This is a genomic window from Stutzerimonas kunmingensis (genome assembly GCF_032106285.1).
Classification (GTDB): domain Bacteria; phylum Pseudomonadota; class Gammaproteobacteria; order Pseudomonadales; family Pseudomonadaceae; genus Stutzerimonas; species Stutzerimonas kunmingensis_B.
Map to the genome: position 1 here is coordinate 38,121 of NZ_DAMCPO010000002.1, position 25,518 is coordinate 63,638.

Sequence of the window (25,518 nt, forward strand, 5' to 3'; positions counted from 1 at the left end):
ACATGGAAACCCTGTCTTTCGAATTCCCCGCCGGGCAACCTGCCCGCGGCAAGGCCCTGGTCGGCGTGGTCGGCTCGGGCGATCTGGAAGTGCTGCTCGAACCCGGCCAGGCCGGCAAGCTGGCGATCCAGGTGGTCACCTCGGTCAATGGCGCCGAGCAGCGCTGGCAGCAGCTGTTCGAGCGGATGTTCCGCGAGCAGAACCTGCCGGCACTGAACATCGACATTCACGATTTTGGGGCCACGCCCGGCGTAGTGCGTCTGCGCCTGGAGCAGGGACTGGAGGAGGTCGGCCATGACTGATGTGTCCGCTAACACCGTGGCCCGTTTACTTGAGTCGCGCAGCTTCGTCGAACTCGGCGCCCGCCAGCGTGCCCGCGCACTGCTGGACGAAGGTAGCTTCCGCGAATTGCTCGATCCGTTCGATCGCGTCACCTCGCCCTGGCTGCCGAAGCAGGGCATCGTCACCCAGGCCGACGACGGCGTGGTGGTCGCCAAGGGCACCATCGACGGCCAGCCGGCGGTGATTGCCGCCATCGAAGGCGCCTTCCAGGGCGGCAGCATGGGCGAGGTCGGCGGCGCGAAGATTGCCGGCGCGCTGGAACTGGCTGCCGAAGACAACCGCAACGGCATCCCGACCCGCGCCGTGCTCTTGCTGGAAACCGGTGGCGTGCGCCTGCAGGAAGCTAACCTGGGCCTGGCCGCCATCGCCGAGATCCAGGCTGCCATCGTCGAGCTGCGCGACTACCAGCCGGTGATCGGCGTGGTCGCCGGTTCCGTCGGCTGCTTCGGCGGCATGTCCATCGCCGCCGGGCTGTGCAGCTATCTGGTCGTCACCCGCGAGGCCCGCGTCGGCCTCAATGGTCCGCAGGTGATCGAGCAGGAAGCCGGGCTCGACGAGTACGACTCGCGCGACCGCCCGTTCATCTGGAGCCTGACCGGTGGCGAGCAGCGCTACGCCTCGGGTCTGGTGGACGCCTATGTCGCCGACGACACCGACGCCATCCGCGCGCAGCTGCACGAGCTGTTCGCACTCGGCAAGCCGGTGCAGCCGCGCAGCCGCCGCCACGCCTGGTTCCTCCAGCGGCTTGCTGACGTCGATACCCGCACGCAGCTCGATGCTGCCGCCGTGCGTGCCCTCTACGAAGGAGATGCCCAATGAGCCGTGGACTGAACTGGTTGCAAGCCCTGGCCGGCGGTCAGGCACTGGCCGGCTACCCGGCCTCGGTAAAGGTGGTCGATGGCACCCTCGGTGAGCGTGCCGCCCGCTATATCGCCGTGGTGCCGGACGCCGAGAATCCATTCCCGCGCGCGCGCAATGGCGAGGTCGGCCTGCTCGAAGGCTGGGCGCTGGGCCAGGCGCTGGACGAGGTGATCGCCGCCGATCGCGACAAGGCGGAAAAGCGTGTGGTAATCGCCGTGGTCGACGTGCCGAGCCAGGCCTATGGCCGCCGCGAGGAGGCGCTGGGCATTCACCAGGCGCTGGCCGGTGCGGTGGACGGCTATGCCCGCGCACGGCTGGCCGGGCACCCGGTGATCGCGTTGCTGGTGGGCAAGGCCATGTCCGGTGCCTTTCTCGCCCACGGTTATCAGGCCCAGAGGATCATCGCCCTGCGCGATCCGGGCGTGATGGTGCATGCCATGGGCAAGGCCGCCGCGGCGCGCATCACCCTGCGCAGCGTCGAGGAGCTGGAAGCCCTGGCCGAATCGGTGCCGCCGATGGCCTACGACATCGATAACTACGCGACCCTCGGCCTGCTCTGGGAAACCCTTTCGGTGGACAGCATCGAGCAGCCTTCGGCGGCCGACCTGCAGCGGGTGCGCGACTGCCTGGACAAGGCCGTCGCGGACATCGGCGGCAGCACCGACCTGCGCGGCCGCCTCGGCGCGCCGAATCGCGAAGCGTCGTCGCGTGTGCGCGAGCTGTTGCGCGCGCAGTGGTAGCGAACACCTGAAGCGGGCGTATCCGCCGAACCGATCAGCGACTCGACAACAACAATCACGAGGAGGCTGTAGATGCACGACACTCCACGCCCCCACGACCTGCTCTGGGGCATGCGTCCCGAGCAGCTGCCGGGCGATGCGCCCGCCTGGGCGGTCGCTGTGCTCGCCGCTGGCCAGCCGGTGGTCGTGCGGCGTGCGCGTGTGGCCGCCGGCCTGGTTGCGGTCGGGTTGCGGGGGGCGACGCGTGATCAACGCCTGGCCGCGCTGATGCCGATCGAGGCGATCGGTCATCGGCTGGCGCCGGAAGATCTGCTCGCTCGACAGGCCAGTGAGGATCTGCCGGTGTTCCGCGTGCTGGCCGAGCTACGCCCCTTGCTCGATGCGCTGGGCCACGCCTGGGGCGTCACCGGATCGGCCGGTTTTCAACTCGCCACCGGGCTGCCGACGGCGCACCCGGACAGCGATCTCGATCTGCTGCTCAGAGCAGAGCGCCCGCTGCCACGCAGCGAAGCGCGCCCGCTGTTGCAGCTGCTGGAAGGCCGCGCCTGCCGCGTCGATCTGCAGCTGGAAACCCCGCTGGGCGGTGTGGCGCTCAGGGAATGGACCGGTGGCGCCGCGCGGGTGATGGTCAAGACCGCGGACGGCCCCCGGCTGGTCGGCGATCCCTGGCAAGCGGAGCGTGCGGCATGAGCAGCCTGTTCGCCTTTCCCGGCCAGGGCGCGCAGAAACCCGGCATGCTCCAGCGCCTGCCGCAGGAGCCCGAAGTGCACGAATGCCTGACGCAAGCCAGTGCGGTGCTGGGTGAGGATGCGCTGCTGCTCGATTCGGCCGATGCGTTGCAATCGACCCGTGCCGTGCAGCTCTGCCTGCTGATCGCCGGTGTCGCCGGAGCGCGGCTGCTGATGCGCGATGGCCAGCGGCCGGACTATGTCGCCGGGCTGTCCATCGGTGCCTATGCCGCGGCGGTGGTCGCCGGGGCGCTGGACTATCGCGATGCGGTGCGGCTGGTTGCGCTGCGTGGCGAGCTGATGCAGCGGGCCTACCCGCACGGCTACGGCATGACGGCCATCCTCGGCCTGTCACTGACTGCAGTTGAAGGCCTGCTGGCCGAAGCCGAGGAACCTGCCTACCTGGCCAATATCAACGCCGACAACCAGCTCGTCATCGCCGGCAGCGATGCCGCCATGGCCGCAGTCGCCGCCCGCGCCAAGGCTCTCGGCGCCTCCTGTGCGCGGCGCCTGGCGATGAGCGTGCCCTCGCATTGCGCGCTGCTCGAGCAGCCGGCGCGTGAGCTGGCCGAAGCCTTCGCCGACGTCAGCCTGCGCGCTCCGCAAGTTCGCTATCTGAGCAGCTCGTCCGCACGCCCGATATTCGATATCGAGCGTCTGCGCGACGACCTGGCCTTCAACATGTGCCGCGTCGTCGACTGGCACGGCACCCTGCGCACCGCCTACGAACGCGGCGTGCGTCTGCATATCGAACTGCCCCCGGGCTCGGTACTGACCGGCCTGGCACGACGGGTTTTCGAACAGGGTACGCTGGCCGCATTCGACGGCGCCCGGCTCGACACACTGGACGCCTTGCTGCGTCAGGAGGGCAGCCAGAGCCGATAGACCGCGTGCACATTCAGCGCGAGCAAGCCTTACCTCGCCGGCTGATCGATGGATAAAAACAACTACCTCGACAACACGCGCTCAGCCCTCTGCAAGCTGCAGCGCAACCAAAAGGACAAGAACAATGATCATCTTTGGTGTGGCCTTTCTGGCCTTGTGTACCCTCACCGGCATCTTTGTCGGTGAGCTGCTCGGCAAGGCGATCGGCGTGCCGGCCAACGTCGGCGGCGTGGGTATCGCCATGGTGCTGCTGATCCTCATCGGCAGCTATCTGAAAAAACGCGGTCTGTTCAATCCGGAGTCCGAGCAGGGCATCAAGTTCTGGAGCGCCGTGTACATCCCCATCGTGGTCGCGATGGCGGCGCAACAGAACGTCTACGGCGCCCTCAGCGGCGGCCCGATGGCCATTCTCGCCGGTGTGGCGGCTGTCGCCGTGGCCTTCGCGCTGGTGCCGGTGCTCGACCGGATCGGCCGAAAAAAGCATGAAGCCGATGAAGCCAAGCCACTGACCACGGAGGGTTGATCCATGTACGAATCTCTGATGAAAGTGATCTCCGGCTACGGCCTGATCAGCGGCTTCGCCATCATCGGCGCGACCATGTGGATCTCCTACTGGCTGTCGGACAAGCTCACCAAGGGCCGTTTGCATGGCTCGGCGGTCGCCATCCTCATCGGCCTGTTGCTGTCGTACATCGGCGGCGTGGTGACCGGCGGGCAGAAGGGCCTGGTGGATATCGCCCTGTTCTCCGGCATCGGCCTGCTCGGCGGCGCGATGCTGCGCGACTTCGCCATCGTCGCCACCGGCTTCGGCGTCAGCGTCGAGGAGCTCAAGCGCGCCGGTCTGGTGGGTGTGCTGGCGCTGTTCGTCGGCGTGTTCTCCTCCTTTATCGCCGGCGTCGCGGTGGCCATGGCGTTCGGCTACACCGACGCGGTCAGCCTGACCACCATCGGCACGGGCGCTGTGACCTACATCGTCGGCCCGGTCACCGGCGCGGCGATTGGTGCCAGCTCCGAAGTTATGGCGCTGTCGATCGCCGCAGGCCTGGTCAAGGCGATTCTGGTGATGATCGCGACGCCGTTCGTGGCGCCGATGATCGGCCTGAACAACCCCCGTGCCGCGGTGATCTTCGGCGGCCTGATCGGTACCTCCAGCGGTGTGGCCGGCGGCCTGGCGGCCACCGATGCCCGCCTGGTGCCTTACGGCTGCCTGACTGCGGCTTTCTACACCGCGCTGGGCTGCCTGCTCGGGCCATCGCTGCTGTTCTTCGTCATGCGCGGATTGTTGGGCTGAGCTGCCCCCCGCTGTAGTTCCCCGCCATACGCAGCGCGCCCGTCAGGGCGCGTTTGCGTTCATCAAGGAATGCCGAAAGATGAACTCTCTCAAGGTCAGCCACAAACTGGCCCTTGGCTTCGCCGCCGTTCTGGCACTGACCATCGCCGTCGCACTGATCGGTATCTATGGCATGGATGCATTGATCTCTCGCAGCGACAAGGCGCAGAGCGCAGCCAGGCTGCTCGACGAGGCCAATCGCATCCGTTACGCCCAGATCAGCTTTGAGACCCGCGGCGATCCCCGTCATGTGGAAGCGGTCGAGCAGTCGGTGGCCCGGGTCGTCGAGCTGGTGCAGCAGCAGAAGGCTGAATTCAGCGATCCGCAGGACCTGCAGCGCCTGGACGCCATCGCCAGTGAGGCCCAGCACTACCGCCAGCGCTTTCTCGAACTGGCCGGGCTCTGGGAGCGCAAGGTGAAGACGCGCAGTAGTTGGGTCGAGGCCGGCAACACGTCCGATGCACTGATCGCCGAGCTGGAGGCGCGCTGGTCCGGCACGCCGGACGCACCGGTCATGCATGAGGATCCGCGTAGCGCAGCCATCGGCCTGCAGGCCGGTGAAGTTTCCAAGCACAACCGCATGGTGCGCTTCATGGTGCGCGGCTACCTGATGACCGAGACCGAGCAGTCGCTGCAGCAATTGCAGCAACAGTTCAGCACGCTGCAGGCGGCGGTGGACAGGCTGGATGCCCAGCTGGCCGGTACCCCCGGCGTCGATCTGCAGCCTCTGCGTGACTCGGTGGCGACCTATATCCGCCAGTTCGGCCAGCTGCCGCCGATCGTCGCCGCCCAGGCGCAGGCGCGCGAAGAAATGCAGAGCATCTTCGACAGCATCTACCGCAACACCAGCGAAATCGTGCAGACCCAGACCGACAAGCGCAGCGCCGAAGCCGGGCAGAAAAAGGCGCTGCTGCTGGCAATCACACTGCTGGCGGTGGCGCTGGGATCGCTGATCAGCTGGCTCATCGTGCGTCAGCTGACGCAACCGCTGGCCCAGGCCGTGGCGATCGCCGCGCGCATCGGTGCCGGCGACATGACCGAGCAGCCGCGACAGCAGCGCAGCGACGAGTTCGGTCAGCTGCTCGATGCGCTGGACCGCACCCGTGACAATCTGCGTGACCTGATCGGCCGCATGAGCGGCATCACCGGCCAGCTGGCCAGCGCGGCGGAGGAGCTTTCGGCGGTGACCGAACAGACTAGCGCGGGCATCCAGAGCCAGCGCCTGGAAACCGATCAGGTCGCTACCGCCATGCACGAGATGGCCGCGACCGTGCAGGAGGTGGCGCGCAATGCCGACGAGGCGTCCAGCGCCGCGCAGCATGCCGATCGCCAGGCGGCGCAGGGTGATGTGGTGGTGCAGCGGGCCCTGACGCAGATAGACCGCCTGTCCTCCCAGGTCGGGCTGTCGGCCGAGGCAATGGCGCAGCTGAACCAGGAAACGGCGGGCATCAGCACCGTGCTCACGGTGATCAACGGCATTGCCGAACAGACCAACCTGCTCGCCCTCAATGCCGCCATCGAGGCGGCCCGCGCTGGTGACGCCGGTCGCGGTTTCGCCGTGGTGGCCGACGAGGTGCGCGGCCTGGCGTTGCGCACCCAGCAGTCGACGGCGCAGATCGAGGAGCTGATCGGCAATCTGCAGAAGGGCGCGCTGCATGCCTCGTCGCTGATGGACAGCAGCCGTGGCCTGGCCGATGAGACGGTCAGGCTGGCGCGTGATGTCGGCGACGAGTTGCAGGCCATTACCCGCACGATCTCGACCATCCAGGCAATGAACCTGCAGATCGCCACCGCGTCGGAAGAGCAGAGCTCGGTGGCCGAGGACATCAACCGCAGCGTGCTCAGCGTGCGTGATGTGGCCGAGCAGTCGGCTGCCGCCGCGCAGCAGACCGCGGCCTCGACGGTGCAGCTGGCGCGGCTGGGCAGCGAGCTGCAGGAGCTGACCGCGCGCTTCCAGGTCTGAAGCGATCCGCACAGCCGGTGCGGGGTGCGAGCGGCTGCGCCCTCGCCCGGCCTCTCGTCTCCTCGGCCCAACGTCGGGGGTTACAGCGGTAGGTTTTTCTGGCAGGGTGTCTCTGCGATTGCGTGACGATTTGCCACAGCTGGCGGTCGACGTGAATCGATGTGATTGCGGGAGAGACTGCCGCATGGCAGCGCCGAAGGAGCAACCGCCCCGGAAACTCTCAGGCAAAAGGACCGCTATCACTGCTGACACTCTGAAGAGCCGCCCGGTTTTCGTCGCCGGGCGCACCGAAGGAGCAAGCGAGCCGTCACGCGCTCGTGAATCTCTCAGGTCCAGAACAGAGGGGGCGCCCGCCGCGCGTTGGGCGCACGGGCTATGACCCCCCTTGACGTTCTGGAGCGCAACAATGAAAACAATCGCAGTCATCGGTGGCGGTATCACCGGCGTCACCACCGCCTATGCCCTGGCCAAGCGCGGCTTCTCGGTCACCCTGCTGGAAAAGCACCGCTACGCGGCGATGGAAACCTCGTTCGCCAACGGCGGCCAGCTGTCGGCCTCCAATGCTGAGGTCTGGAACCACTGGTCGACCATCGTCAAGGGCCTCAAGTGGATGCTCAAGAGCGATGCGCCGCTGCTGGTCAATCCCAAGCCCAGCTGGCACAAGCTCTCCTGGTTCGCCGAATTCATCGGTTCGATCCCCAACTACCGGCAGAACACCATCGAAACCGCACGTCTGGCCATCGCCGCGCGCGAGCATCTTTTTGCCTGGGCTGAGGCCGAAGGTATCGACTTCGACCTGAAGAAGAAGGGCATCCTGCACATCTACCGCGACAAGGCCGGTTTCGAGCATGCCGGGCTGGTCTCACGCCTGCTTGCCGAAGGCGGCCTGCCGCGGCGCAGCGTGACGCCGGAGGAGATGCGCGCGATCGAACCGACCCTGGCCGGCACCTATTACGGTGGCTACTTCACCGAGTGCGACTCCACCGGCGACATCCACAAATTCACCCATGGCTTGGCCACGGCGATCGAGCGACTCGGCGTGCGTTGTCTGTATGGCGAGGACGTGCAGGCGGTGGCCACTGACGGCAAGCGCGCTACCGTGAAGCTGGGCGGCGTTGCCGGTGGCGAGCGGCTGGAGTTCGACGGCCTGGTGATCTGCGCCGGCACCGCCAGCCGTGATCTCGCCGCGCAGCTCGGCGACCGGGTGAACATCTATCCGGTCAAGGGCTACTCGATCACCGTCAACCTGACCGACGAAGTCAGCCGTGCCTCGGCACCCATCGTCAGCCTGCTCGACGATGAAACCAAGCTGGTCAGCAGCCGTTTGGGCGACGACCGCTTCCGCGTCGCCGGCACCGCCGAGTTCAACGGCTACAACCGCGACATCCGTGCCGATCGCATCCGCCCGCTGGTGGACTGGGTCAACCAGTGCTTCCCCGGCGTCAACACCCGCAGCGTAGTGCCCTGGGCCGGCCTGCGGCCGATGATGCCGAACATGATGCCCAAGGTCGGCCGTGGCAGTTCGCCCTGCGTGTTCTACAACACCGGCCACGGGCACCTGGGCTGGACGCTGAGCGCGATCACCGCGGACATGGTCGGTGACGTGGTGGCGCAAAGCCTGGGCCGGCCGGCTCCGGTAGCGTCCGGGCAGACAGCCGTCGCATAACGCAGTCGGCCGTAGGGTGGAAGACGGCGAAGCCTCTTCCACCGTTGCGGCGCCGGCTCTGCACCCACGGTGTGGCTACCTTCACGCTCGGCGCAGACCGTGCTTTCCGGCGTGCGGTTTTGAGTGGCCGTATCACGACTCGGCGTCGTTGCGAAAGACTGCGTGGATAAGCTTCGCGTTATCCACCCTACGTTTTGCCCCACAGAGGTCGTAGGGTGGAAGACGGCGAAGCCTCTTCCACCGCTGCGGCGCCTATCTAATCATCTTCCCGTCCCGCTCGGCCGCATGCGGACGCCGCTTCAGCTCGGATGTTTCAAGCTGTACATCCGGCATTCGGCGAGCAGCGCCAGCAGGTTGGGGTCGCGCTCCTTGGCCTTGAGGAACACCACGCCGATGTGCTGTTGCAGGTGATAACGCGCCTGCAGCGGGATCAGCCGCACCCGCGATTCGTAGACCATCCCCACGCGCCCTGGCAGCAATGCGTAACCGACCCCGGAATTGACCATGCTGAGCAGGGTGAAGATGTCGTTCACCTGCATCGCCACCTTCGGCTCGAAGCCCGCCAGCTGGAACACCCGGTTGCCGTCCTGGTGGGTGGCGAAGCCCTGCGACAGGGTGATGAAGGTGGCGTCGCGCAGGTCGCTGAGGTCCACCTCGCTCTAATTGGCGAAGGGCGAGTCGGCCGGCGCGGCGAGGAAGATGTCGTCGGAAAACAGCTGCACCTGGGCACAGTCCGGATCGGCGACGCTCTCGTTGAGCGACACCAGAATGGCGTCCAGCTCCATGTTCTTCAGCTTGTAGAGCAGGTCGACGTTGGAGCCGAGGATCAGGTCGATGTTGAGTTCGCTGCGGCGCAGTTTCAGACCCATGATCAGCTGCGGCACGGTCTTCACCGTCAGCGAATACAGCGCGCCGAGCTTGAAGCGCTCGGCCGAGAAGCCGGCGGCTTCGCGGGTCTGGCGTATCGTCTCGAGCACGTCCTTGACCAGCTGCTGGGCGCGTTCTTCCAGCACGTAGGCGCTTTCCAGCGGGATCAGGTTGCGCCCCTCGTGCTTGAACAGCGGGCAGCGCAGCGCGCTTTCCAGGGAGTGGATGGCGCGGTGCACGCTGACGTTGCTGGTGTTCAGCTCCACCGCGGCCTTGCCCAGATTGCCGCTGCGCATGAAGGCCAGAAACACTTCCAGCTTCTTCAGGGTCAGTTCTTCGTCGATCTGCATGGCTTCGGCTCCGCGGGCGGGTCGACGATTATGCCGGACGAGGGCGCACTGCGGCGCCTCACCAGCGCAGCAGGCGCGGCCCGAGGAGTGTACCAAGCACGCCGGGCAGCAAGATGCCGAGCAGGTACCAGAGCGCCCAGAACGGCACCGCCATCTCCGGGCAGTGCAGGCTGTAGGCGAGGGCCGCGATGCTGCCGGCGAGCAGGCCGGCAGCGCCGCCGGCCAGGCGCGGGCGCGTCGGTGCCAGCCCGCGCAACGCCCAGAACGCGGCGATGAAGGCGGGGATCGACAGCAGCGCGATATTCGCCAGGCACTCGCGCCAGGTGTTGCCGAGCAGCAGCGGCACGCGCGTGTCGGCCGGGGCGGCAATCAGAATCGTCAGTGCGGCGACCCAGACGATCACCACCGGTGCCGCCAGCAGCGCCCAGCTACGACCCACCTGCGTGCCGGGGCGGGCCATGCGCGTGGTCAGCAACAGCGCACCGAAGAGCAGGGTCGCCGGCAGTGCCAGCTTGGCCCAGAACAGTGGTGTCCCGGCGATTGCCGCCAGGTCGGCGCGAATGCCGTAAGCAGTCGCGATCAGCAACAGTGCGCCGGCCAGTCCGCACAGCAGCGCCATGGCGAAGCGCTTGGCGACGACGTGCCGGTCCACCGGTGCAACCTCGCTGGCGAGCAGGGCGATCAGGTCATCGGTTTTCATGCGCCACCTCGAATCTTCGCCGCCAGGGCCTTGAGCCCGCGATGGATGCCGACCTTGATCGCCGAGCTGGAAAGCCCGGTCAGACGCGCAGTTTCTTCCACCGAGCGGCCCTCCAGTTTGACGTGAACGATGGGTAGTCGCTGGCGTGGCGGCAGCTGCTGGAGCAGCTTGCCCAGGTCGCGTCGGGCCTCGGCCTGCGCGTTGTCCTGTACGGCGAGCAGCTCGTCGGCCTCGTCCAGCCAGTCCGTCTGCGCGGCCTGACGGCCACGGGTGCGGTAGTGGTCGGCCAGCTTGTAGCGACAGATCGCCTGCACCCAGACCGTCAGCGGCTGCTCCGCACGATAGGTCTGCCGCGCATTGTGTACGGCCAGCAGAACCTCCTGCAGCACATCTTCCAGCTCGTCCGGCTGCGGCAGGCGGCGACGCAGAAAACCGCGCAGATGGCCGCCGAGCTGGTCGAGGAATGCCCGGTAGGCCTTCGCATCGCCATCGAGCCCGCGCAGCAGCAGCGCGCGCAGCTCGTTCTCGCGGGCCTGGAGTGTCTCCTGAGAGGTAATTCGTTCCATCGGCTGCTCTGGTTACAGGTGGAATCGCGAAATGTCCGCCGCCCGTCGACCAGGGTCACGGTAGGGACGTCGCGAGAAAATCTCAAAATAATTTTTCGCCGGCTGTAACCACCACGACTGACGCAGCGAATTACCTCACGAGCCATCTGCAGATTCGCCGATGGCCACTCAACGATTGCGGAGAATCCAACATGAAGGCTCTCAACCTTGCGGCTGCCGCCATTGCCCTGGCTTCGATCGCCGCTGGCGCTCAGGCAGGCGAGAACGACAAAGGCGACATGGAAAAATGCTACGGCGTCGCGCTGGCCGGACAGAACGATTGCAAGGCCGGTGCCGGCACCAGTTGCGCCGGCAGTTCCAAGCGCGATTATCAGGGCAACGCCTGGAAACTGGTGCCCGCCGGAACCTGCACCTCGATCGAGACGCCCAAGGGGATGGGCTCGCTGACGCCGGTCGAACGCTGAGCGTAGCGTGCCGGCCATGCAGATTCTCGGAGCAGGACTTGGGCTAAAACCCGAGCATTACACGGACGCCTGCGCCTGCGTGGCGGACGGGCTGTGGTTCGAGGTCCATCCGGAAAACTACATGGTCGGCGGCGGCCCACGGCTCGACTGGCTGGAGGCAGTGGGCGCGCGGCACCCGCTGTCGCTGCACGGTGTATCGCTGTCGCTGGCTGCCGACTGTGCACCGGATGAGACGCACCTGCAGCGGCTCAAGGCGCTGGCCGAACGTGTGCGGCCGGCGTTGATCTCCGAACACCTGGCCTGGTCGAGCTGGCGCGGCAATTACCATCCTGATCTGTTGCCATTTCCGCGGAAAACGTCGGCGTTGAGGCGAATCGCGGCGAACATCGAGCGCACCCAGGAGATGCTTGGGCAGCGCATCGCCATCGAGAATCCCAGCCACTATTTGCGCTTCGAGCAGCACCAGTGGGACGAGATCGACTTTCTCGCCGAACTCAGCCAGCGCACCGGCTGCGGCCTGCTGCTGGACGTCAACAACGTGCAGGTCAGCGCACACAACCTGGGTTTCGATGCGGCCGCCTACCTGCGGCGTTTTCCGGCCGCGCCGATCATGGAGATCCACCTGGCCGGGCACAGTCGGGATGACGCGTCTTCGTTGCTGATCGACTCCCACGATGCGCCGGTGGACGCGGCGGTCTGGGCACTTTATCGGCAACTGATCGAGCGTATCGGCCCGCGCCCGACGCTGATCGAACGCGACGACAAGCTGCCGGCTTTCGACACGCTAATGGTCGAGCGCGATCGTGCCCAGCAGACGCTCGATGAAGTGGCGGGCTGGCAATGAGCGGCTCGCTGGCGGCATTTCAGGACGCCTTCGTCGCGGCGCTGACCGACGCGCTCGGCAGTGCGGCGGGCGAGGTCGCTGCGCTGGTCGGGCAGCCGGGTTTCGCGGTCTACCGCAACACGCTGGCCAAGGGCTGTGTCGATGCACTGCGCGCCAATTTCCCTGCCGTCGAACGATTGGTGGGGGAGGAATGGTTTGCCGCCGCCGCGACGCTGTACGCTCGCGAGATGCCGCCGCGCAGTGGCCCGTTGCTTGAGTACGGTGAGGATTTTCCGGCGCTCCTGCAGGGCTTCGAACCGGCGCGTGAGCTGCCCTATCTGTCTGGTGTCGCGCAGTTGGACCTGCTCTGGCTCGAGGTATTCAGCGCCGTGGAACAACCGGTCCTTGCGCTCGCTGCCTTGGCGAAACAAACCCCGCAGCAGCTTGCCCGGCAGACGCTCGTTCCGCGCGCCGCGCTGCGTTGGCGGTGGTTCGCCGAGCTGCCGGTTTTCAGCATCTGGAGTTGCACCCGTGAAGGACGTGTGGTGCCGGCAGAGCTGGTCTGGCAAGGCGAAGGGGTACTGCTGAGCCGAAGCGCCGGCCGCATCGGCTGGCAGCCACTCGAACGCGCCGGCTGTGCATTTCTCGATGCCTGTGCCGCTGGCCGGTCACTGGAGCAGGCCTCGGAACAGGCGCTGGCGGTTCAACCGCAACTCGACTTCAACGACCTGCTAGGCCGGCTGCTGGCGGCGGGCGCGTTCGCCGCGCTGGCGCCGACGACGCCATCCACGTGAGGAAACCGTCATGAACGCCATGCACAACCAGCCGCTGCGTTTGCGTCAACAATGGAACGCAGCCGCGCAGCGGTTGCAGCAACTGCTCGGCGATTCGCTGCTGAATCTGCTGGCACGCTTGGCCATCGCGGCGATCTTCCTGCTCTCCGGGCGCACCAAAGTGAACGGGGTGCTGGACATCACCCCGGGCACGTTCGAGCTGTTTCGCAGCGAATACGCATTGCCTTTGCTGCCACCGCATATCGCGGCGCACCTGGCGACCTATGCCGAGCATCTTTTCCCGCTGCTGCTGGTGCTCGGCCTGTTCACGCGGCTGTCGGCGTTGGCACTGCTGCTGATGACGCTGGTGATCCAGCTGTTCGTCTACCCGGACGCCTGGTCGACTCACCTGAGCTGGGCGGCGCTGCTACTACTGCTGATAGGTCGAGGCGCCGGCCGGCTCTCGCTCGATCACCTGTGGAGAATTCGCTAGCACCGACCTTAATCGCCACCTCAGGCAGGCACGACGTCTTCATCCTCGGGAATCTCATCGGTGACGAACACGGTGGCGTGATCGCTCAGCGCGTCGTCGATGCGCAGGCCGAAGTAACGGGCATCATTGGCGTCCCAGAACGCCTCGACCTGCTCAAGCGGGGCCTGCTCGAGCAGGACCTGGCCGGTGTGTTCGAGGATGATGGAATAGCGTCGATTGGCGGACATGAAAGTGACTCTGATCATCGGAAGGGCTGCATCCGCAGCTGTGATGTCATTTTGTCACTTCGCGCGGCTTAATCCCTGTCCGTTCATCGCCCGAGCGCTTTTCTCTGCCGAACGGTTAGCGAGCGGTGGAGACCGAACACCACTACATCCCGCTCATTGCCAGTTGGCTTATTTGTAGGCCCGATTGCAATCGAATGCAGTTTTCAATCAGGAGATAATATTTATATCGAATTGATGACGAAGGAAGCCGATAAACATGCTGATCCAGTACACGGTAAGTGTTATGCAGGTGAAGTAAAGCCAGGCAGTTATAGGGCGGCTTACCTTTGGTCGAGTCACACCGAATGCGTAAAGAAAACTATATCGGTGCATTCGGCAGAAGGTATCAAACGGACTATAGGATTCCCACTTGACATTGGGCAGCCGAGAGAAGTACGGGTCGAGCCGACGAATTCCGTGGAAGCAGATATAAATGCCATTAATGCCTCCGGCTACGAATAGTAGCAGCCATCCGAGATATAAGATTCGCTCAAGCACCGAGGCTGCGTTCATATCAGTAAATTCCCCGATAAATAATAGTGCCCACCTCTTCGCCAAAACTGCCGCCTTCAGACCCTCCGTAATAGGCGCCGGCAGCGGCGCCAGCGATTGCGATCACTGCGAGGACAGGAGCTCCAATCGTGACACCGAACGCAAGTGCAATTCCTCCCACCACGGCAGTCGCTACTTTGGCACCTGCGAAACCTCCTACGGCACCCCCTCCCGCACTGCCAAAGAATCCGGTTACCTGCTTGAAGCTAGTTTGAGTACAGACTTGGTCATTGCCCACCGTGCAGGCTTCTTGAATCGCATTCAATCGAACGCCTCCGTCGATGGCGATGCCCAAATAACCTAAGCGGCTAGCACCCTTCGCCCAATTCGAAACCGTATTGATGCGTTGCCCAAGCTGCGGAACTTCGCCTCTTTCAGTAATCGCAGAAGCGTTATGCAGGATCGATTTGGTCGATAGGCCGAGCGTGGTCTTGATGCTGTCGTAGTTACGGATATTGACAGTTGAAAGGGTCAGGCGGCCAAGGGAATGATTCAGCTGGCCGAATAGCTGCTGGCGCTTCGCATAGAACTCCGGCGAAAATCGGTTGGGGTTTCCGGTGCGGCTAAGCTCGTCGACATACGCGACGTTGATCTTTTCCAGCGTGCTCCTGACGTCCCCTAGCTGGCGTCCGGCTGCGGCACTCAGTACACCCAGCGCGGTGCTCTGGTGGGATGCGACGGTTTCCAGCGAGACGTAGTCCAGAACTTCCAAATGCCGCTTGACCGTCATGGCTTCGGCGGGTGACAGCTGTTGAATGCCTTCACTTGCGAGGCGCGCCTGTTCCCTGAGGGCTTCCAGACGATGTCGGTCGGCGTCGGTGCGCGGCATGTTGGAGATGATCACGATCTCTCCAGGCAGTACCGTCTCCTTGAGATGCTCGTTATTACGCTGGAACAACGAGCGGTGGAGGAAGTGCATTTCACGCCCGTAGATCGCCTCATAGATCGCCTGGCGGCTCTGCACCTCTTCGTTCCAGTAGAAGGCGACGTCGAATGCAGCCCCGCTGCACTGGCTGTCCTGCATGATCTGTCCGTTGGCGCAGCCGGGGCGTGCCGGGCTGCTCGTTGCAGGCATGCGTAACATCTGGCCAGCCTGGATCTGGTTGGGGTCTTCAATCTGCGGGTTCAGGCGTAGCAGGCTGCTGACGGTGGTGCCGTGGTCGCTGGCGATCCGGGTCAGGCTGTCACCCCTTTGTATCGTGTATTCCATTCGCTTTATCCATGCAGTCCAAGCAGGCAGGCTTCGATTCGAGCCAGCCGGTGCTCGGCAGGTTCTTCCATGTTGGCCAGCCCCATTCGAACTTCGGGGCTGTCGATGGCATCGGGAAACTGCAGTGCTAATTCAACATAGGCGAACAGGTGCTGTTCGGCCTCGATACCGAATGCCTCGGCTTCGTGCACGCGCTGCTTGACGACCGCTTCCAGGTCCGGGGCGGACTTTTCATGAAAGTCATCCGCAGAAAAGTGGTTGATCAGGCGCTGGATGAAGCGCTGTCGCTCCTGTTGTTGCCAATGAGCGAGGTGCTCGGGACGGATCGAAAACCAGCCCTCGTCGTCAGCAGTTCTGCCGGGAGAAATCTGGTTTGTGGTGAAACCTCGCCATTCGCTCTGCTCGGTGGTCAGCCAGATGCCGCTGATCGGGCCGAGCCAAGCGCCCAGCTCTTCTTGCGTGAGGCTGTCGAAGAAGCGTTCGCTCAAGGCCGGGTCGTAGAACCTGCAGAACGCCAGTTCACCGGAGGGCAATCTGACGCTGAGAAGGCTGCGTAAATGGTTCGCCAGATCATCGATGCTCGCCGCGCTTTCCAACAACAGCCCTGCCGATTGCCAGCGCTCCCGGTTCTGCCACATCAGATGCTGCCCCGCGAGGCTGTACAGGACGGGGCTGCATTCCAGCATGGACTCATGGCGCGTACCTCGGTACAGCGGCTCCAGGCGGGGTTCTTCGTCGTGCTGGTAGATGATCTGCAGAGCCGGTAATGCGGCACCATCGAGCAGCAGGTAGAGGTCGTCTCGCTCGATATCCGGTTCTTCTACAGCCTGCATCAGGCGGTGCTCGCGTTCTTGCCGCATGGGCAAACCTCCAACTGGCATGAGCCATCGGCTTGCATTCCGCACTGCTTGACCAACAGCAGTTTGGCGGCCGCGGCCTGTTTGAGTTGCCGCGACATGTTGATCAGGGCAGGCAAGGTGAGGCTGCCGGCAACGGCGCTGGTTGCCAGCCATGGCGTTACCGGCGCCAGAATATTCAGCCCCGACCCCTTTCCGGCAGCGCCACCCGAATTCATCCGGATCGTCGCACCGCTCAGCGTCACGCCGCTGGGGTCGAGCTTGAGAAAACTGCCGCCGCCGGAGGCGGTGAGCTCCATGCCGGCGTCGATGACGACCTTGCTGCCGGCGTAGTAGTGGATCTCGTTGCCCGCCTCGATGAATTGCCCAGTGCCGATCTTCAGGTGCTGGGTATTGCCCACGGTGAGGTGGTCGTTGGCGCGGACTTCGGTCCTGCGGTCGACGTGGGTGGTGCGGTGTTCTTCGGCCTTGAATTCGCTGTAGCTGTTGGCCTCGACGGTGTCGTGGCGTTCGTGACCGATGCGGATCTTCTGGTCGTGCTCGATGTTCTCGTCCCAGCCGCGCTGGGCGTGGATGTAGATATGTTCGGCGCCCTTGCGGTCTTCGATACGCAGCTCGTTGTAGCCGCCACCACCCGGGCTGCTCAGGGTCTTGAACACCGTGCGGGTCTTGTTTGCCGGCAGGTCGTAGGGGACCTGGTGTTCCTTGTGATACAGGCAGCCGGTCACCAGCGGTTGGTCGGGGTCGCCTTCGAGAAAGGTCACCAGCACCTCCATGCCGACCCGCGGGATCGCGATGCCGCCGTAGCGGTCGCCGGCCCAGCTGGACGACACGCGCAGCCAGCAGCTGGTTTTGTCGTCGGCCTGACCCTTGCGATCCCAGTGGAACTGGACTTTTATGCGGCCGTACTCGTCGCAGTGGATTTCTTCGCCCGCAGGACCGGTGACCACGGCGGTCTGGCTGCCCAGCACCTTCGGCTTCATATGGACCAGTGCCGGGCGGAAAGGAATGTCCCAGGGCGTGGCGGTGAAGTGGTTGCGGTAGCCTTGCTGGAAGTCGGAGCTGGCAAGAGCCCCCTCACCCCAGCCCTCTCCCCATAGGGGAGAGAAGGCCAGTTCGTGGTGAGCCGGGACATTGGTAATTGACTCCTCCAACACCTGTGGCTGCTTGCCTTCATGCAGGACTTCGGTCAGCAGCCAGAGCTGGTTCCAGTCGCTGCGGGGGTGTTCGCCGAGCGGGAGGAAGTGCCCGCTCGCCAGCCGCGGCTGGTCGCTTTCGCCTTCGGCCAGTTCATAGTCGTGGCGGTGGCGCTCCAGGGCGCGTTGCGACAGGTGCTTACCGCGGGTGCGCTCGGTGAAGCGGCCGGGGTAATCGTAGTCTTCAAGGTCGGGCTGGAAGTCGCTATAAAACGCGGTCTCCATGGTCAGACGTGGCTTCTCGAAATCGTAATCGCGGCGCGTGACGCGACTGGTGCGGGTTTCCAGGCGCAGGCCGAAGCGCTTGATCACCGGCTGGTCGGCGACCAGACCGCTGTCCTGCTGATAGGCGGTGGCAGCGAGCCTGGGAAAGACCGTCTGGTCATCGCCGAAGACTAGGGCATGACCGGCCGCGCTGTGCTGGAAGTGATAGTGAATGCCCTCTTCCTCGCACAGGCGCTGGATGAAGTGCAGGTCGGTTTCGTCGTACTGCACGCAGTATTCACGCGCGGGGTAGATCACCGGGCCGAGCTGGAAGCGGTAAGCGTCGGCCTGGACGCCGTGCTCCTCGAGCACCTGGGCGACGATCTGCGGCACGCTGAGGTGCTGGAAGATGCGCTGGTTGGTGCGATGGGCGAGATAGGCCAGCTGCGGCACGAGCGTCAGCCGATAGCGGGTCAGGCGCTGGCCGGATTCACCCTGGGCGGCCTGATGCACCAGCCCATGAATACCGCTGCCGTCCGGGGCGAGGGCGAGGAAGGCCGGGCGATGCAGCAGGCTTTCCAGATCCAGGTCGGGGCGCTCGCTGACCAGTTCCAGGTCGAAGCGATAAGGCTGGCTGACGGCCTCGCGGCCCTGGAACTCGAGCACCTTGAAGTCGTGCTCAACGCCTTCGAGGGAAAGCGTGAAGTGGGCCTGGTTGGCTGGGTTGAACATGGCGTCTTTCCTTCCTTAGAGATCGGCCGGGCTGATATTCAGCCGTTCCATGCGATACAGCAGGGTGCGCCGCGGCAGGCCTAGTTCGCGGGCGGCCTGGCTCTGGTTGCCGCCGTTCTTGCGCAGGCAATCCATGAGCAGGCTGCGTTCGACCCGCTCCATGCGTTCGCGCAGGTTCAGGCTGCTGTCCAGGCTCGCTTCGACATGCAGGTTGAAGTGTTCCGGCAGCAGCTCACCGCCCTCGCAAAGCAGCACGGCGCGCTCCACCAGACCCTTCAACTCCCGCACGTTGCCGGGGAAGGCATAGCCTGCCAGACGTTCGAGCGCGGCGTCGGACCAGCGACACAGATCGCGCTGGAGGAACGCGCAGGCCTTGTCGGCGAAATGCCGGGCCAGGCGCAGGATGTCCTCGTCACGCTCGCGCAGCGGCGGCAGTTCGATGGGGAAGTGCGAGAGGCGGTAGAACAGGTCCTCGCGAAACAGGCCGTTCTCCACCTGGCTGCGCAGGTCACGGTGGGTGGCAGCAACGACGCGCACGTCGACCTTGTGGGTCTCGGTGGAGCCCAGCGGGCGCACTTCGCCTTCCTGCAGCACGCGCAACAGCTTGGCCTGCAGCAGCAGCGGCATGTCACCGATCTCGTCGAGAAACAGCGTGCCGCCGTTCGCCGCATCGAGCAGGCCGCTGCGGTCGCGGTCGGCGCCGGTGAAGGCGCCCTTGCGGTAGCCGAACAGTTCGCTTTCCAAGAGCTGCTCAGGCAGCGAAGCGCAGTTCTGCACGATGAAGGGCTTGCTACGGCGGAAACCGCAGTCATGGATGGCGCGCGCCACCAGTTCCTTGCCGGTGCCGGTTTCTCCCGTGAGCAGCACGTTGACCGGGCTGTGCAGCACCTTGCCGATCAGCTGGTAGACCGCGCGCATGCGTGGGCTGTCGCCGATCAGGCCGTAACCGCTGGCGCAGGGGCTGACCGGTGCGGCGGGCGGCGTCGTGCTGCCGGGTGCGCGCAGGCGCTGGAGCAGACGCAGCTGGGCGAGGCCGAAGGCGCCGAGTTGGGCCAAGAAGCCGCTGAAGCCTTGTAGCTCGCGCGACTCGGTACTGGCCGTGAGCAGCAGGCCGGCGACGCGCTGCTGCTCGTCCTGCACCGGCAGGCAGAGGAGGCTGCGCCACGGCTTCGGGCTATCCGGCAGGAAACCCGAAGCATGCAGGCTGCTATCCAGTTCGCTGAGGCACAGGGTCTGGTTCTGGCACAGGCAGTACTGCAGCAATTGCTCGCCGTCGTAATCGCTCGGCAGGCTAGTGGCTTCGCGCGGCTGTAACAGGCCGTTGTGCCATTCAGCGCAGAGCGTCAGGCGGGTATGGGTGGCATCCAGCAGATAGAGCTGGCTGAGCTGGCAGTCGCTCAGCTGCGCGGCGGTTTCCACCAGCCCGCCGAGCAGGCTGTCGGCGTTCGCCGCGCGTGCCAGCCCGGCGAAACACCCCAGCAGGGCCTCGGCATAGCGCAGTGGTTGTGGCACCTGATTGAACATCGCGGACATCTCAGGCGAACTCACAGATCAGCGCGCCGTCGCCATCCAGCGTGGCGTGCACCTGCTGCAGGGATTCGCCACCGGCCATGGCATCGAGCAAGCGATCAACCACCAGCGGTTGCAGGTGCTGCTCGATCAGGTGGTCGATCAGTCGCGCGCCGCTGTCGCTGTCGCCGCAGCGCTCGGAGAGGTGCGAGACCAATGCCGGGCAATGGCTGAACCGCAGCTGGCGGCGCTGCAGGCGCTCACCGAAGCGCGCAAGCTTGAGCGCGACCAGTTCGTCGAGCACCGCGCCAGCGATTGGGTAGTAGGGCACCACCCGCATGCGCCCCAGCAGCGCCGGCTTGAAGTGCTGCGACAGCTGTGGGCGGATGGCCAGTTCCAGATCCTCGGCCGCCGGCCGCTGCCCGGCGCTGCAGAAACTGGCGATGCGCTCGCTGGCAAGGTTGCTGGTCATCAGGATCAGGGTGTTGCGGAAGTTGATCTCGCGGCCCTCGCCGTCATTCGCCACGCCCTTGTCGAAGATCTGGTAGAAGACGTTCATCACATCCGGGTCGGCCTTCTCCACCTCGTCGAGCAGGATCACCGAGTAGGGTTTCTGCCGCACGGCTTCGGTAAGCATGCCGCCTTCGCCGTAGCCGACATAACCCGGAGGTGCGCCGATCAGGCGGGAAACGCTGTGTTTCTCCTGGAATTCGGACATGTTGATCACGGTGAGGAAGCGTTCGCCGCCGTACAGCAGGTCGGCCAGGGCCAGTGCGGTTTCGGTCTTGCCGACGCCGCTGGGGCCGACCAGCAGGAACACGCCCACCGGAGCGTCGGGTTTGTTCAGCCCGGCTGCTGCCGCACGCATGGCACGATCCAGCGCTTCGACGGCCTGCTCCTGCCCGCGCACCCGGGCGCGCAGGTCGGCGGCGAAGTTGGCGACCTGTGCGTTGTGTTCACGGGCCAGCTGCGACAGCGGCACGCCGGTCCAGTGGCTGATCACCTCGGCCACCAGGCGCGGGCAGACCTCATGGCTGACCAGTCGCTGCTCGGCCTGGGCTGCGGCAAGTTCGGCCTGCACGGCGCGCAGCTCGGCCTCCAGCTCATCGAGCGATGTGGCCACGCCGTCCTCGCTCGCATCGCCGCGGGCTTCGGCCGTGCGCTTGCGCAGCTCGAGCAAGTGCTCGGCGAGCAGGCGCTGCTTGGTCCAGCGGGATTCGAGCTGCTCGATCTCGTCCCCGGCCGCGATCAGGCGTTGTTCCAGCCGCTCGAGGGCAGCCGCGTCGACCGGCAGGCCGGCGGCCAGATCGCGGCGCATGGCTTCACGCTGGCGCTCGCCTTCGGCGACCTCACCACGCAGGCGTTCCAGCGCCTCGGGCGCAGCGGCGAGGCTGATGCGCACCCGCGCGCAGGCGGTATCCAGCACGTCGACGGCCTTGTCCGGCAGCTGCCGGCCGGCCAGGTAGCGCGCCGACAGCTCGGCGGCGGCCGTGACCGCATCATCGCGCAGGTAGATGCCGTGACTCTTTTCGTAGACCGGCGCCAGGCCGCGCAGGATGGTGACGGCTTCCGGAACGCTCGGCTCGTGCAGCTGCACCGGCTGGAAGCGCCGGGCCAGTGCCGGGTCCTTCTCGAAGTATTTCTTGTACTCGGTCCAGGTCGTCGCCGCGATGGTGCGCAGCTCGCCGCGTGCCAGTGCCGGCTTGAGCAGGTTGGCCGCATCGCCGCTTCCGGCCTGGCCGCCGGCGCCGATCAGGGTATGCGCCTCATCGATGAACAGGATGATCGGCTTGGGTGAGGCCTTCACCTCGTCGATCACGCCCTGCAGACGGCGTTCGAATTCGCCCTTCACGCTGGCACCGGCTTGCAGCAGGCCGAGGTCCAGGCAGAGCAGCTCGACGCCCTTCAGTGCCACAGGCACTTCGCCAGCGGCGATGCGCAGTGCCAGGCCTTCGACGATGGCGGTTTTGCCGACCCCGGCCTCGCCGACCACGATCGGATTGTTCTTCCGCCGTCGGGCGAGGATGTCGATCATCTGGCGGATTGCCGAGTCGCGGCAGAGCACCGGGTCGAGCTTGCCGTCGCGGGCCTGCTGGGTGAAGTTGTGGGTAAAGCGTGACAGGTTCGACTCGCCACCGGCGGCCGGCTTGCCGTTCGCAGTCTGCGGCTGCTGGCTGAGGGCGAAGTCGCGCAGGCGCTCGGCATCCAGCCGGGCCAGCAATGGCTGGTAATGACTGCCTGCATAGCGCAGCGGATTGCGCAGCAGCGCGAGAATCAGTGCGGCTTGGTCGATCTGGCTCTGGCCGAGTTCCAGGCTGGCCACCAGCAGGGCATCCTGTAGCCATTGCACCAGTTCTGTGGAAAACACCGGGTTGCGCGATTCGCTGCGCTCGCCTCGCGGTTGCAGCGCCTGCGCCAGTGCGCCGGTATCGACTTCGGCATCCAGCAAGGCTCGCTTGAGCAGTCCATCGGGACGCTCGAGCAGGCCGAGCAGCAGGTCCTCGACGAGAACCTTGCTGCCGCCACGTACCACGCAGCGTTCGGCTGCGCCTTCCAGATCCTGTTTACTGGGGGCATCCAGGGCTTGCACCAGTTGCTGTAAGTCGACATTGATCATTTTCATCTTCCTTAATGAGTCTGGCTGCCCAGGGTGACCAGGCCGTCGGCGCGGTCGCGTCCGAGCCAGCTGGTCCAGCCGAGGCGGCAGTTGTTGTCGGCGCCGATGCGCAGCTCACGGATCTCGTCCGGGCGAAGCTCCAGGCGCAGGTCATAATCCAGCGGATCACGCAGGGTGAAGCGCACCAGCGCACAGAGCGGCTGGTAGCCGCTGCCGATGGGCAGGAATTCGTGGAAGCGATTCCAGTCCAGCTGGCGGATATGGATGCGGAACTTGCCGCCGCGGTCGCGGACCCGCTCGCCGAGCACCAGGCTCTCGCCCAGCTGGCTGTTGGCCTGGCCGAGGCGGTTGCGTTGTTCGCCGAGGATTTCCACCTGGCGCTCCAGGCATTGTTCGATGTTCAGCTCGGCGTGCTTGAAGTAGTAGCGCAGCACCGATTCGATCAATGCCGCCGAGTGCGCGCGCAGGCTGAGCAGGCCGAGATAGGGCAGCAGGCGCTTCCAGTTCAGCTCCGGCGCGTTGCGGATGGCCTCGCCGCTGAGCCCGACCAGGGCGAACAGCTGCTCCGAGAAGGGGTCATGGGCGCCGCTGGTGAAGCGGGCCCGGTAGCGGTATTTCTGCCAGATCGGCAACAGCAGGCGCTGCAGGCGGTTGTTGAACAGGTCGAGAAAGTCGCGGGTCGGGTTGCCGTCCTCGCTGTCGCCAAGCGCCTGTTCGCCGTAGAAAGCCGGCAGCGGCGAGCCGGCGCCGAACAGGCTGACCAGGTTGATGCGCAGGCGCGCGCGCCACTCGTCGTGCTCCTGGAAGAACTGCACCTGCTCGATATCGCTGCCGGGAAAGCCCAGGCTCGGGTTCGCCTGGAACTCCAGGCGCTCGTAGAGCGCCTCGTCGTCCAGGCCAGGGTTGAGCTGGCGCAGGCGATCGAGCACCAGCAGCACACCCTGGAACAGGCTGTACTCGCGGATGCCGCGGTTGAGCGGTTTCAGAGCAGCGGTTGCTGACCCATGCGCGGCGTCCATTGGTACACCTCTCCCTGTGTGCTCTGCACGCGCAGCTCGTGATATGAGTTGAGGCTGGCGTAGAGGGCGAAGAATTCGTTGAGCACCGAGGCGAAGAGGAACAGATCGCCCTCACCGATGAAGCCGTCCTGGTTCATGGTCAGTTCGGTGCGTACGCCGCGCACCGGCAGCCCGCGATGCAGGCGATCGACGTGCTGGTGGGCGATGTGAGTCAGGCCGCCGAGGCGCCGCCGGCTGACGTTCTCGGCGTGCTTGTCGTAATAGCGCGGCAGGTCGTAGGTCTCGAGGATCACCTTGAGCGCCTCGACGTTGGCCAGCGACAGGTAGTTCAGCGACATGTTGCTGATCAGCTTCCACAGATAGTCACGCTGCAGCGGCGGCGCGTAGCTCGGGGTGACCGCCGAGATGTTGCGGAAGCTGAGGAATTCCGGCGTGTCTTCGCTGGGCTTGCAGATGTCGCCGAGCTTCAGCTGGCGCGGCAGGTTCTGGTTGGTACAGGTCAGCTCGATGGACAGCGTCTCGTGCTGGTCGAGGTTGCGCAGGCCGAAGCTGAGCCAGGTTTCCTGCCCTTCTCCGAGCAGCGAAGGTTGCTGGCGCACGCTGTAGTGCGGGCGCGCCACCGGCACATCGAAGCTGGCGTCGTGCTCGAAGGATTCGAACGGCACGTATTCTTCGTAGCCCATGCCGCCGGGTTTCCAGCCGGTCACCCGGTCCACCGAGAACACGCCGCACTGCTGCGAGTCATACTCTGCTGGCAGCAGCAGGTACTGGTCCTGCTTGCCGTCCAGGCGGATCGGGATGGCATCGTGCGGGAACAGGTTGACCACCGGCGTACAGTACAGACGCACGTTGTCCAGCGTCGGGCGGATGCGCTGTACGCCGGCCTTGTGAATGTCGAAGCGCAGCTCCAGGCCGCGGGCCTGCTTGAGCAAATCCTCGGGGATGCGTTGAATGATCTCCAGGCCCTTAAGGTCGACGAAGAGAAACTTGTCCGGGAAGGCGAAATATTCCTGCAGGTAGCGATAGCCGCGGAATGTATTGAGCGGGTAGGGGATCAGCGCCTCATCCTCGGCGAATCCCACCGGTTCGACCTGCTTGGCGTTGAGCTGCAAGGGCGTCAGCGGTCGGCCATCCGGACCGGTCAGCGGATGACCCTGCGCGTCCAGCGGCACCAGCTCGATGCCGCCCAGATGCCGCAACAGGCTCAGGTAGAGCAGCTGGCTGATATAGGGCTCGCCTGCCAGGTGCAGGCGCAGATGGTTGAGACCGATCTCGCCGAGATGGCCATCGGCGCTCATCTGCAAGCGCAGGCTGAGCAGCGCCCCGGTGCCCTTGACCGAATACTCCAGCGCCTGCAACGCCAGCGGCAGCACCTCGGTGGCGTAGGCGGTACGAAAGCAGCAGCTCACGCCCTGCACCGGATTGGATTCCACCGGCGTATTGCGCGGCACCGTCAGCGCCGGGCCGGGTCGCTTCAGCGGATCGAACTGCAGCATGCTGAAGGCCGGCAGCGGGCGCATGTAGTTCGGCCACAACAGATGCATCAGCGAGTGGGTCAGCTCCGGCAGCTCGTCATCGAGCTTCTGCCGCAGCCGCCCGGTGAGAAAGGCGAAACCTTCGAGCAGCCGCTCGACATCCGGATCGCGCCCGGCCTGCCCGAGGAATGGCGCCAGTGCCGGACTGCGCTCAGCGAAGCGCTTGCCCAGCTGGCGCAGGGCGGTGAGCTCGCTCTGGTAGTAGTGGTTGAAAGACATGTCTAACGATTCATCCTTGTCGTTTCGTGTCCGACGCGCTTGCGCGGCGGG

23 protein-coding genes, 1 pseudogene and 1 riboswitch are annotated in these 25,518 nt (G+C 65.2%); of the genes and pseudogenes, 13 read left to right on the forward strand and 11 right to left on the reverse strand.

Going from position 1 to position 25,518, the window contains the following annotated elements; genetic code table 11:
* Positions 1 to 2 precede the first annotated feature (2 nt).
* The 9 genes from RT582_RS01890 to RT582_RS01930 all read left to right on the forward strand — a co-directional run bounded on the left by RT582_RS01890 (position 3) and on the right by RT582_RS01930 (position 8,515).
* Positions 3 to 302, forward strand: coding sequence for a malonate decarboxylase subunit delta (locus RT582_RS01890; RefSeq protein ID WP_045423103.1), 300 nt, complete (start codon positions 3 to 5; stop codon positions 300 to 302).
* Positions 295 to 1,161, forward strand: coding sequence for a biotin-independent malonate decarboxylase subunit beta (locus RT582_RS01895; RefSeq protein WP_090520677.1), 867 nt, complete (start codon positions 295 to 297; stop codon positions 1,159 to 1,161). The genes RT582_RS01890 and RT582_RS01895 overlap by 8 nt, the downstream gene beginning before the upstream one ends.
* Positions 1,158 to 1,943, forward strand: coding sequence for a biotin-independent malonate decarboxylase subunit gamma (gene mdcE, locus RT582_RS01900; RefSeq protein ID WP_313476333.1), 786 nt, complete (start codon positions 1,158 to 1,160; stop codon positions 1,941 to 1,943). The genes RT582_RS01895 and mdcE overlap by 4 nt, the downstream gene beginning before the upstream one ends.
* A 72-nt stretch (positions 1,944 to 2,015) precedes the next feature.
* Positions 2,016 to 2,633 carry a malonate decarboxylase holo-ACP synthase gene (locus tag RT582_RS01905; protein WP_313476335.1) on the forward strand — a complete coding sequence of 206 codons (618 nt, stop codon included), beginning with the start codon at positions 2,016 to 2,018 and terminating at the stop codon, positions 2,631 to 2,633.
* Positions 2,630 to 3,556 carry a malonate decarboxylase subunit epsilon gene (mdcH, locus tag RT582_RS01910; protein ID WP_313476337.1) on the forward strand — a complete coding sequence of 309 codons (927 nt, stop codon included), beginning with the start codon at positions 2,630 to 2,632 and terminating at the stop codon, positions 3,554 to 3,556. The genes RT582_RS01905 and mdcH overlap by 4 nt, the downstream gene beginning before the upstream one ends.
* A 124-nt stretch (positions 3,557 to 3,680) precedes the next feature.
* Positions 3,681 to 4,079, forward strand: a complete 399-nt coding sequence (madL, locus tag RT582_RS01915) for a malonate transporter subunit MadL (protein WP_313476340.1) — start codon at positions 3,681 to 3,683, stop codon at positions 4,077 to 4,079.
* A 3-nt stretch (positions 4,080 to 4,082) separates the two neighbouring features.
* A complete protein-coding gene (gene madM, locus RT582_RS01920; RefSeq protein ID WP_101276791.1) occupies positions 4,083 to 4,847 on the forward strand; it encodes a malonate transporter subunit MadM in 765 nt (254 codons plus the stop codon).
* Between the two features lie 79 nt (positions 4,848 to 4,926).
* Positions 4,927 to 6,849 carry a HAMP domain-containing methyl-accepting chemotaxis protein gene (locus RT582_RS01925; protein WP_023444064.1) on the forward strand — a complete coding sequence of 641 codons (1,923 nt, stop codon included), beginning with the start codon at positions 4,927 to 4,929 and terminating at the stop codon, positions 6,847 to 6,849.
* A 158-nt stretch (positions 6,850 to 7,007) separates the two neighbouring features.
* Positions 7,008 to 7,095: riboswitch (glycine riboswitch) on the forward strand.
* 160 nt (positions 7,096 to 7,255) lie between these two features.
* The gene (locus RT582_RS01930; protein ID WP_313476342.1) at positions 7,256 to 8,515 is read left to right on the forward strand and encodes a D-amino acid dehydrogenase; all 1,260 of its coding nucleotides are present in this window, start codon (positions 7,256 to 7,258) and stop codon (positions 8,513 to 8,515) included.
* A 299-nt stretch (positions 8,516 to 8,814) separates the two neighbouring features.
* Here RT582_RS01930 and RT582_RS01935 read toward each other — a convergent pair.
* The 3 genes and pseudogenes from RT582_RS01935 to RT582_RS01945 form a co-directional block, all read right to left on the reverse strand.
* Positions 8,815 to 9,732: pseudogene (locus tag RT582_RS01935) on the reverse strand (LysR family transcriptional regulator).
* Positions 9,733 to 9,790: 58 nt separating this feature from the next.
* Entirely contained in the window at positions 9,791 to 10,432 is a 642-nt protein-coding gene (locus RT582_RS01940; RefSeq protein ID WP_312915083.1) for a DUF1109 domain-containing protein, read from the reverse strand.
* The gene (locus tag RT582_RS01945) at positions 10,429 to 10,998 is read right to left on the reverse strand and encodes a sigma-70 family RNA polymerase sigma factor (RefSeq protein ID WP_003281903.1); all 570 of its coding nucleotides are present in this window, start codon (positions 10,996 to 10,998) and stop codon (positions 10,429 to 10,431) included. The genes RT582_RS01940 and RT582_RS01945 overlap by 4 nt, the downstream gene beginning before the upstream one ends.
* A 191-nt stretch (positions 10,999 to 11,189) precedes the next feature.
* On the opposite strand from RT582_RS01945, the gene RT582_RS01950 reads away from it, so the two are divergent.
* Genes RT582_RS01950 through RT582_RS01965 form a run of 4 tightly spaced genes read left to right on the forward strand, consistent with a single transcriptional unit; the run spans position 11,190 to position 13,551 of the window.
* Complete coding sequence (locus RT582_RS01950; protein ID WP_014818595.1) at positions 11,190 to 11,462, forward strand: BufA1 family periplasmic bufferin-type metallophore; 273 nt, start codon at positions 11,190 to 11,192, stop codon at positions 11,460 to 11,462.
* Between the two features lie 16 nt (positions 11,463 to 11,478).
* Positions 11,479 to 12,306, forward strand: coding sequence for an MNIO family bufferin maturase (gene bufB / locus RT582_RS01955; RefSeq protein WP_303878934.1), 828 nt, complete (start codon positions 11,479 to 11,481; stop codon positions 12,304 to 12,306).
* Positions 12,303 to 13,079, forward strand: coding sequence for an HvfC/BufC N-terminal domain-containing protein (locus tag RT582_RS01960; RefSeq protein WP_090520681.1), 777 nt, complete (start codon positions 12,303 to 12,305; stop codon positions 13,077 to 13,079). The genes bufB and RT582_RS01960 overlap by 4 nt, the downstream gene beginning before the upstream one ends.
* Before the next feature lie 10 nt (positions 13,080 to 13,089).
* Entirely contained in the window at positions 13,090 to 13,551 is a 462-nt protein-coding gene (locus RT582_RS01965) for a DoxX family protein (protein ID WP_090520683.1), read from the forward strand.
* A 20-nt stretch (positions 13,552 to 13,571) separates the two neighbouring features.
* Here the strand turns inward: RT582_RS01965 and RT582_RS01970 are convergent, their stop codons facing one another.
* From RT582_RS01970 to tssF, 8 genes are all read right to left on the reverse strand, one after another.
* Positions 13,572 to 13,778, reverse strand: a complete 207-nt coding sequence (locus tag RT582_RS01970) for a hypothetical protein (RefSeq protein ID WP_278401265.1) — start codon at positions 13,776 to 13,778, stop codon at positions 13,572 to 13,574.
* A 553-nt stretch (positions 13,779 to 14,331) separates the two neighbouring features.
* Positions 14,332 to 15,579, reverse strand: coding sequence for a LysM peptidoglycan-binding domain-containing protein (locus RT582_RS01975; RefSeq protein ID WP_278401266.1), 1,248 nt, complete (start codon positions 15,577 to 15,579; stop codon positions 14,332 to 14,334).
* Between the two features lie 5 nt (positions 15,580 to 15,584).
* On the reverse strand, positions 15,585 to 16,439 hold the full coding sequence (locus RT582_RS01980) for a DUF4123 domain-containing protein (protein ID WP_313476347.1): 855 nt from the start codon (positions 16,437 to 16,439) through the stop codon (positions 15,585 to 15,587).
* Positions 16,412 to 18,568 (reverse strand): type VI secretion system Vgr family protein, encoded by a 2,157-nt coding sequence (locus tag RT582_RS01985; RefSeq protein WP_313476349.1) that lies wholly within the window; start codon positions 18,566 to 18,568, stop codon positions 16,412 to 16,414. Before RT582_RS01985 ends, RT582_RS01980 begins: the two co-directional genes overlap by 28 nt.
* 15 nt (positions 18,569 to 18,583) lie before the next feature.
* Complete coding sequence (locus RT582_RS01990) at positions 18,584 to 20,092, reverse strand: sigma-54 interaction domain-containing protein (RefSeq protein WP_313476529.1); 1,509 nt, start codon at positions 20,090 to 20,092, stop codon at positions 18,584 to 18,586.
* Between the two features lie 10 nt (positions 20,093 to 20,102).
* The gene (gene tssH / locus RT582_RS01995; protein WP_313476350.1) at positions 20,103 to 22,694 is read right to left on the reverse strand and encodes a type VI secretion system ATPase TssH; all 2,592 of its coding nucleotides are present in this window, start codon (positions 22,692 to 22,694) and stop codon (positions 20,103 to 20,105) included.
* Positions 22,695 to 22,705: 11 nt separating this feature from the next.
* The gene (gene tssG / locus RT582_RS02000) at positions 22,706 to 23,713 is read right to left on the reverse strand and encodes a type VI secretion system baseplate subunit TssG (protein WP_313476352.1); all 1,008 of its coding nucleotides are present in this window, start codon (positions 23,711 to 23,713) and stop codon (positions 22,706 to 22,708) included.
* A complete protein-coding gene (gene tssF, locus RT582_RS02005; protein WP_014818607.1) occupies positions 23,677 to 25,467 on the reverse strand; it encodes a type VI secretion system baseplate subunit TssF in 1,791 nt (596 codons plus the stop codon). The genes tssG and tssF overlap by 37 nt, the downstream gene beginning before the upstream one ends.
* Positions 25,468 to 25,518 lie beyond the last annotated feature (51 nt).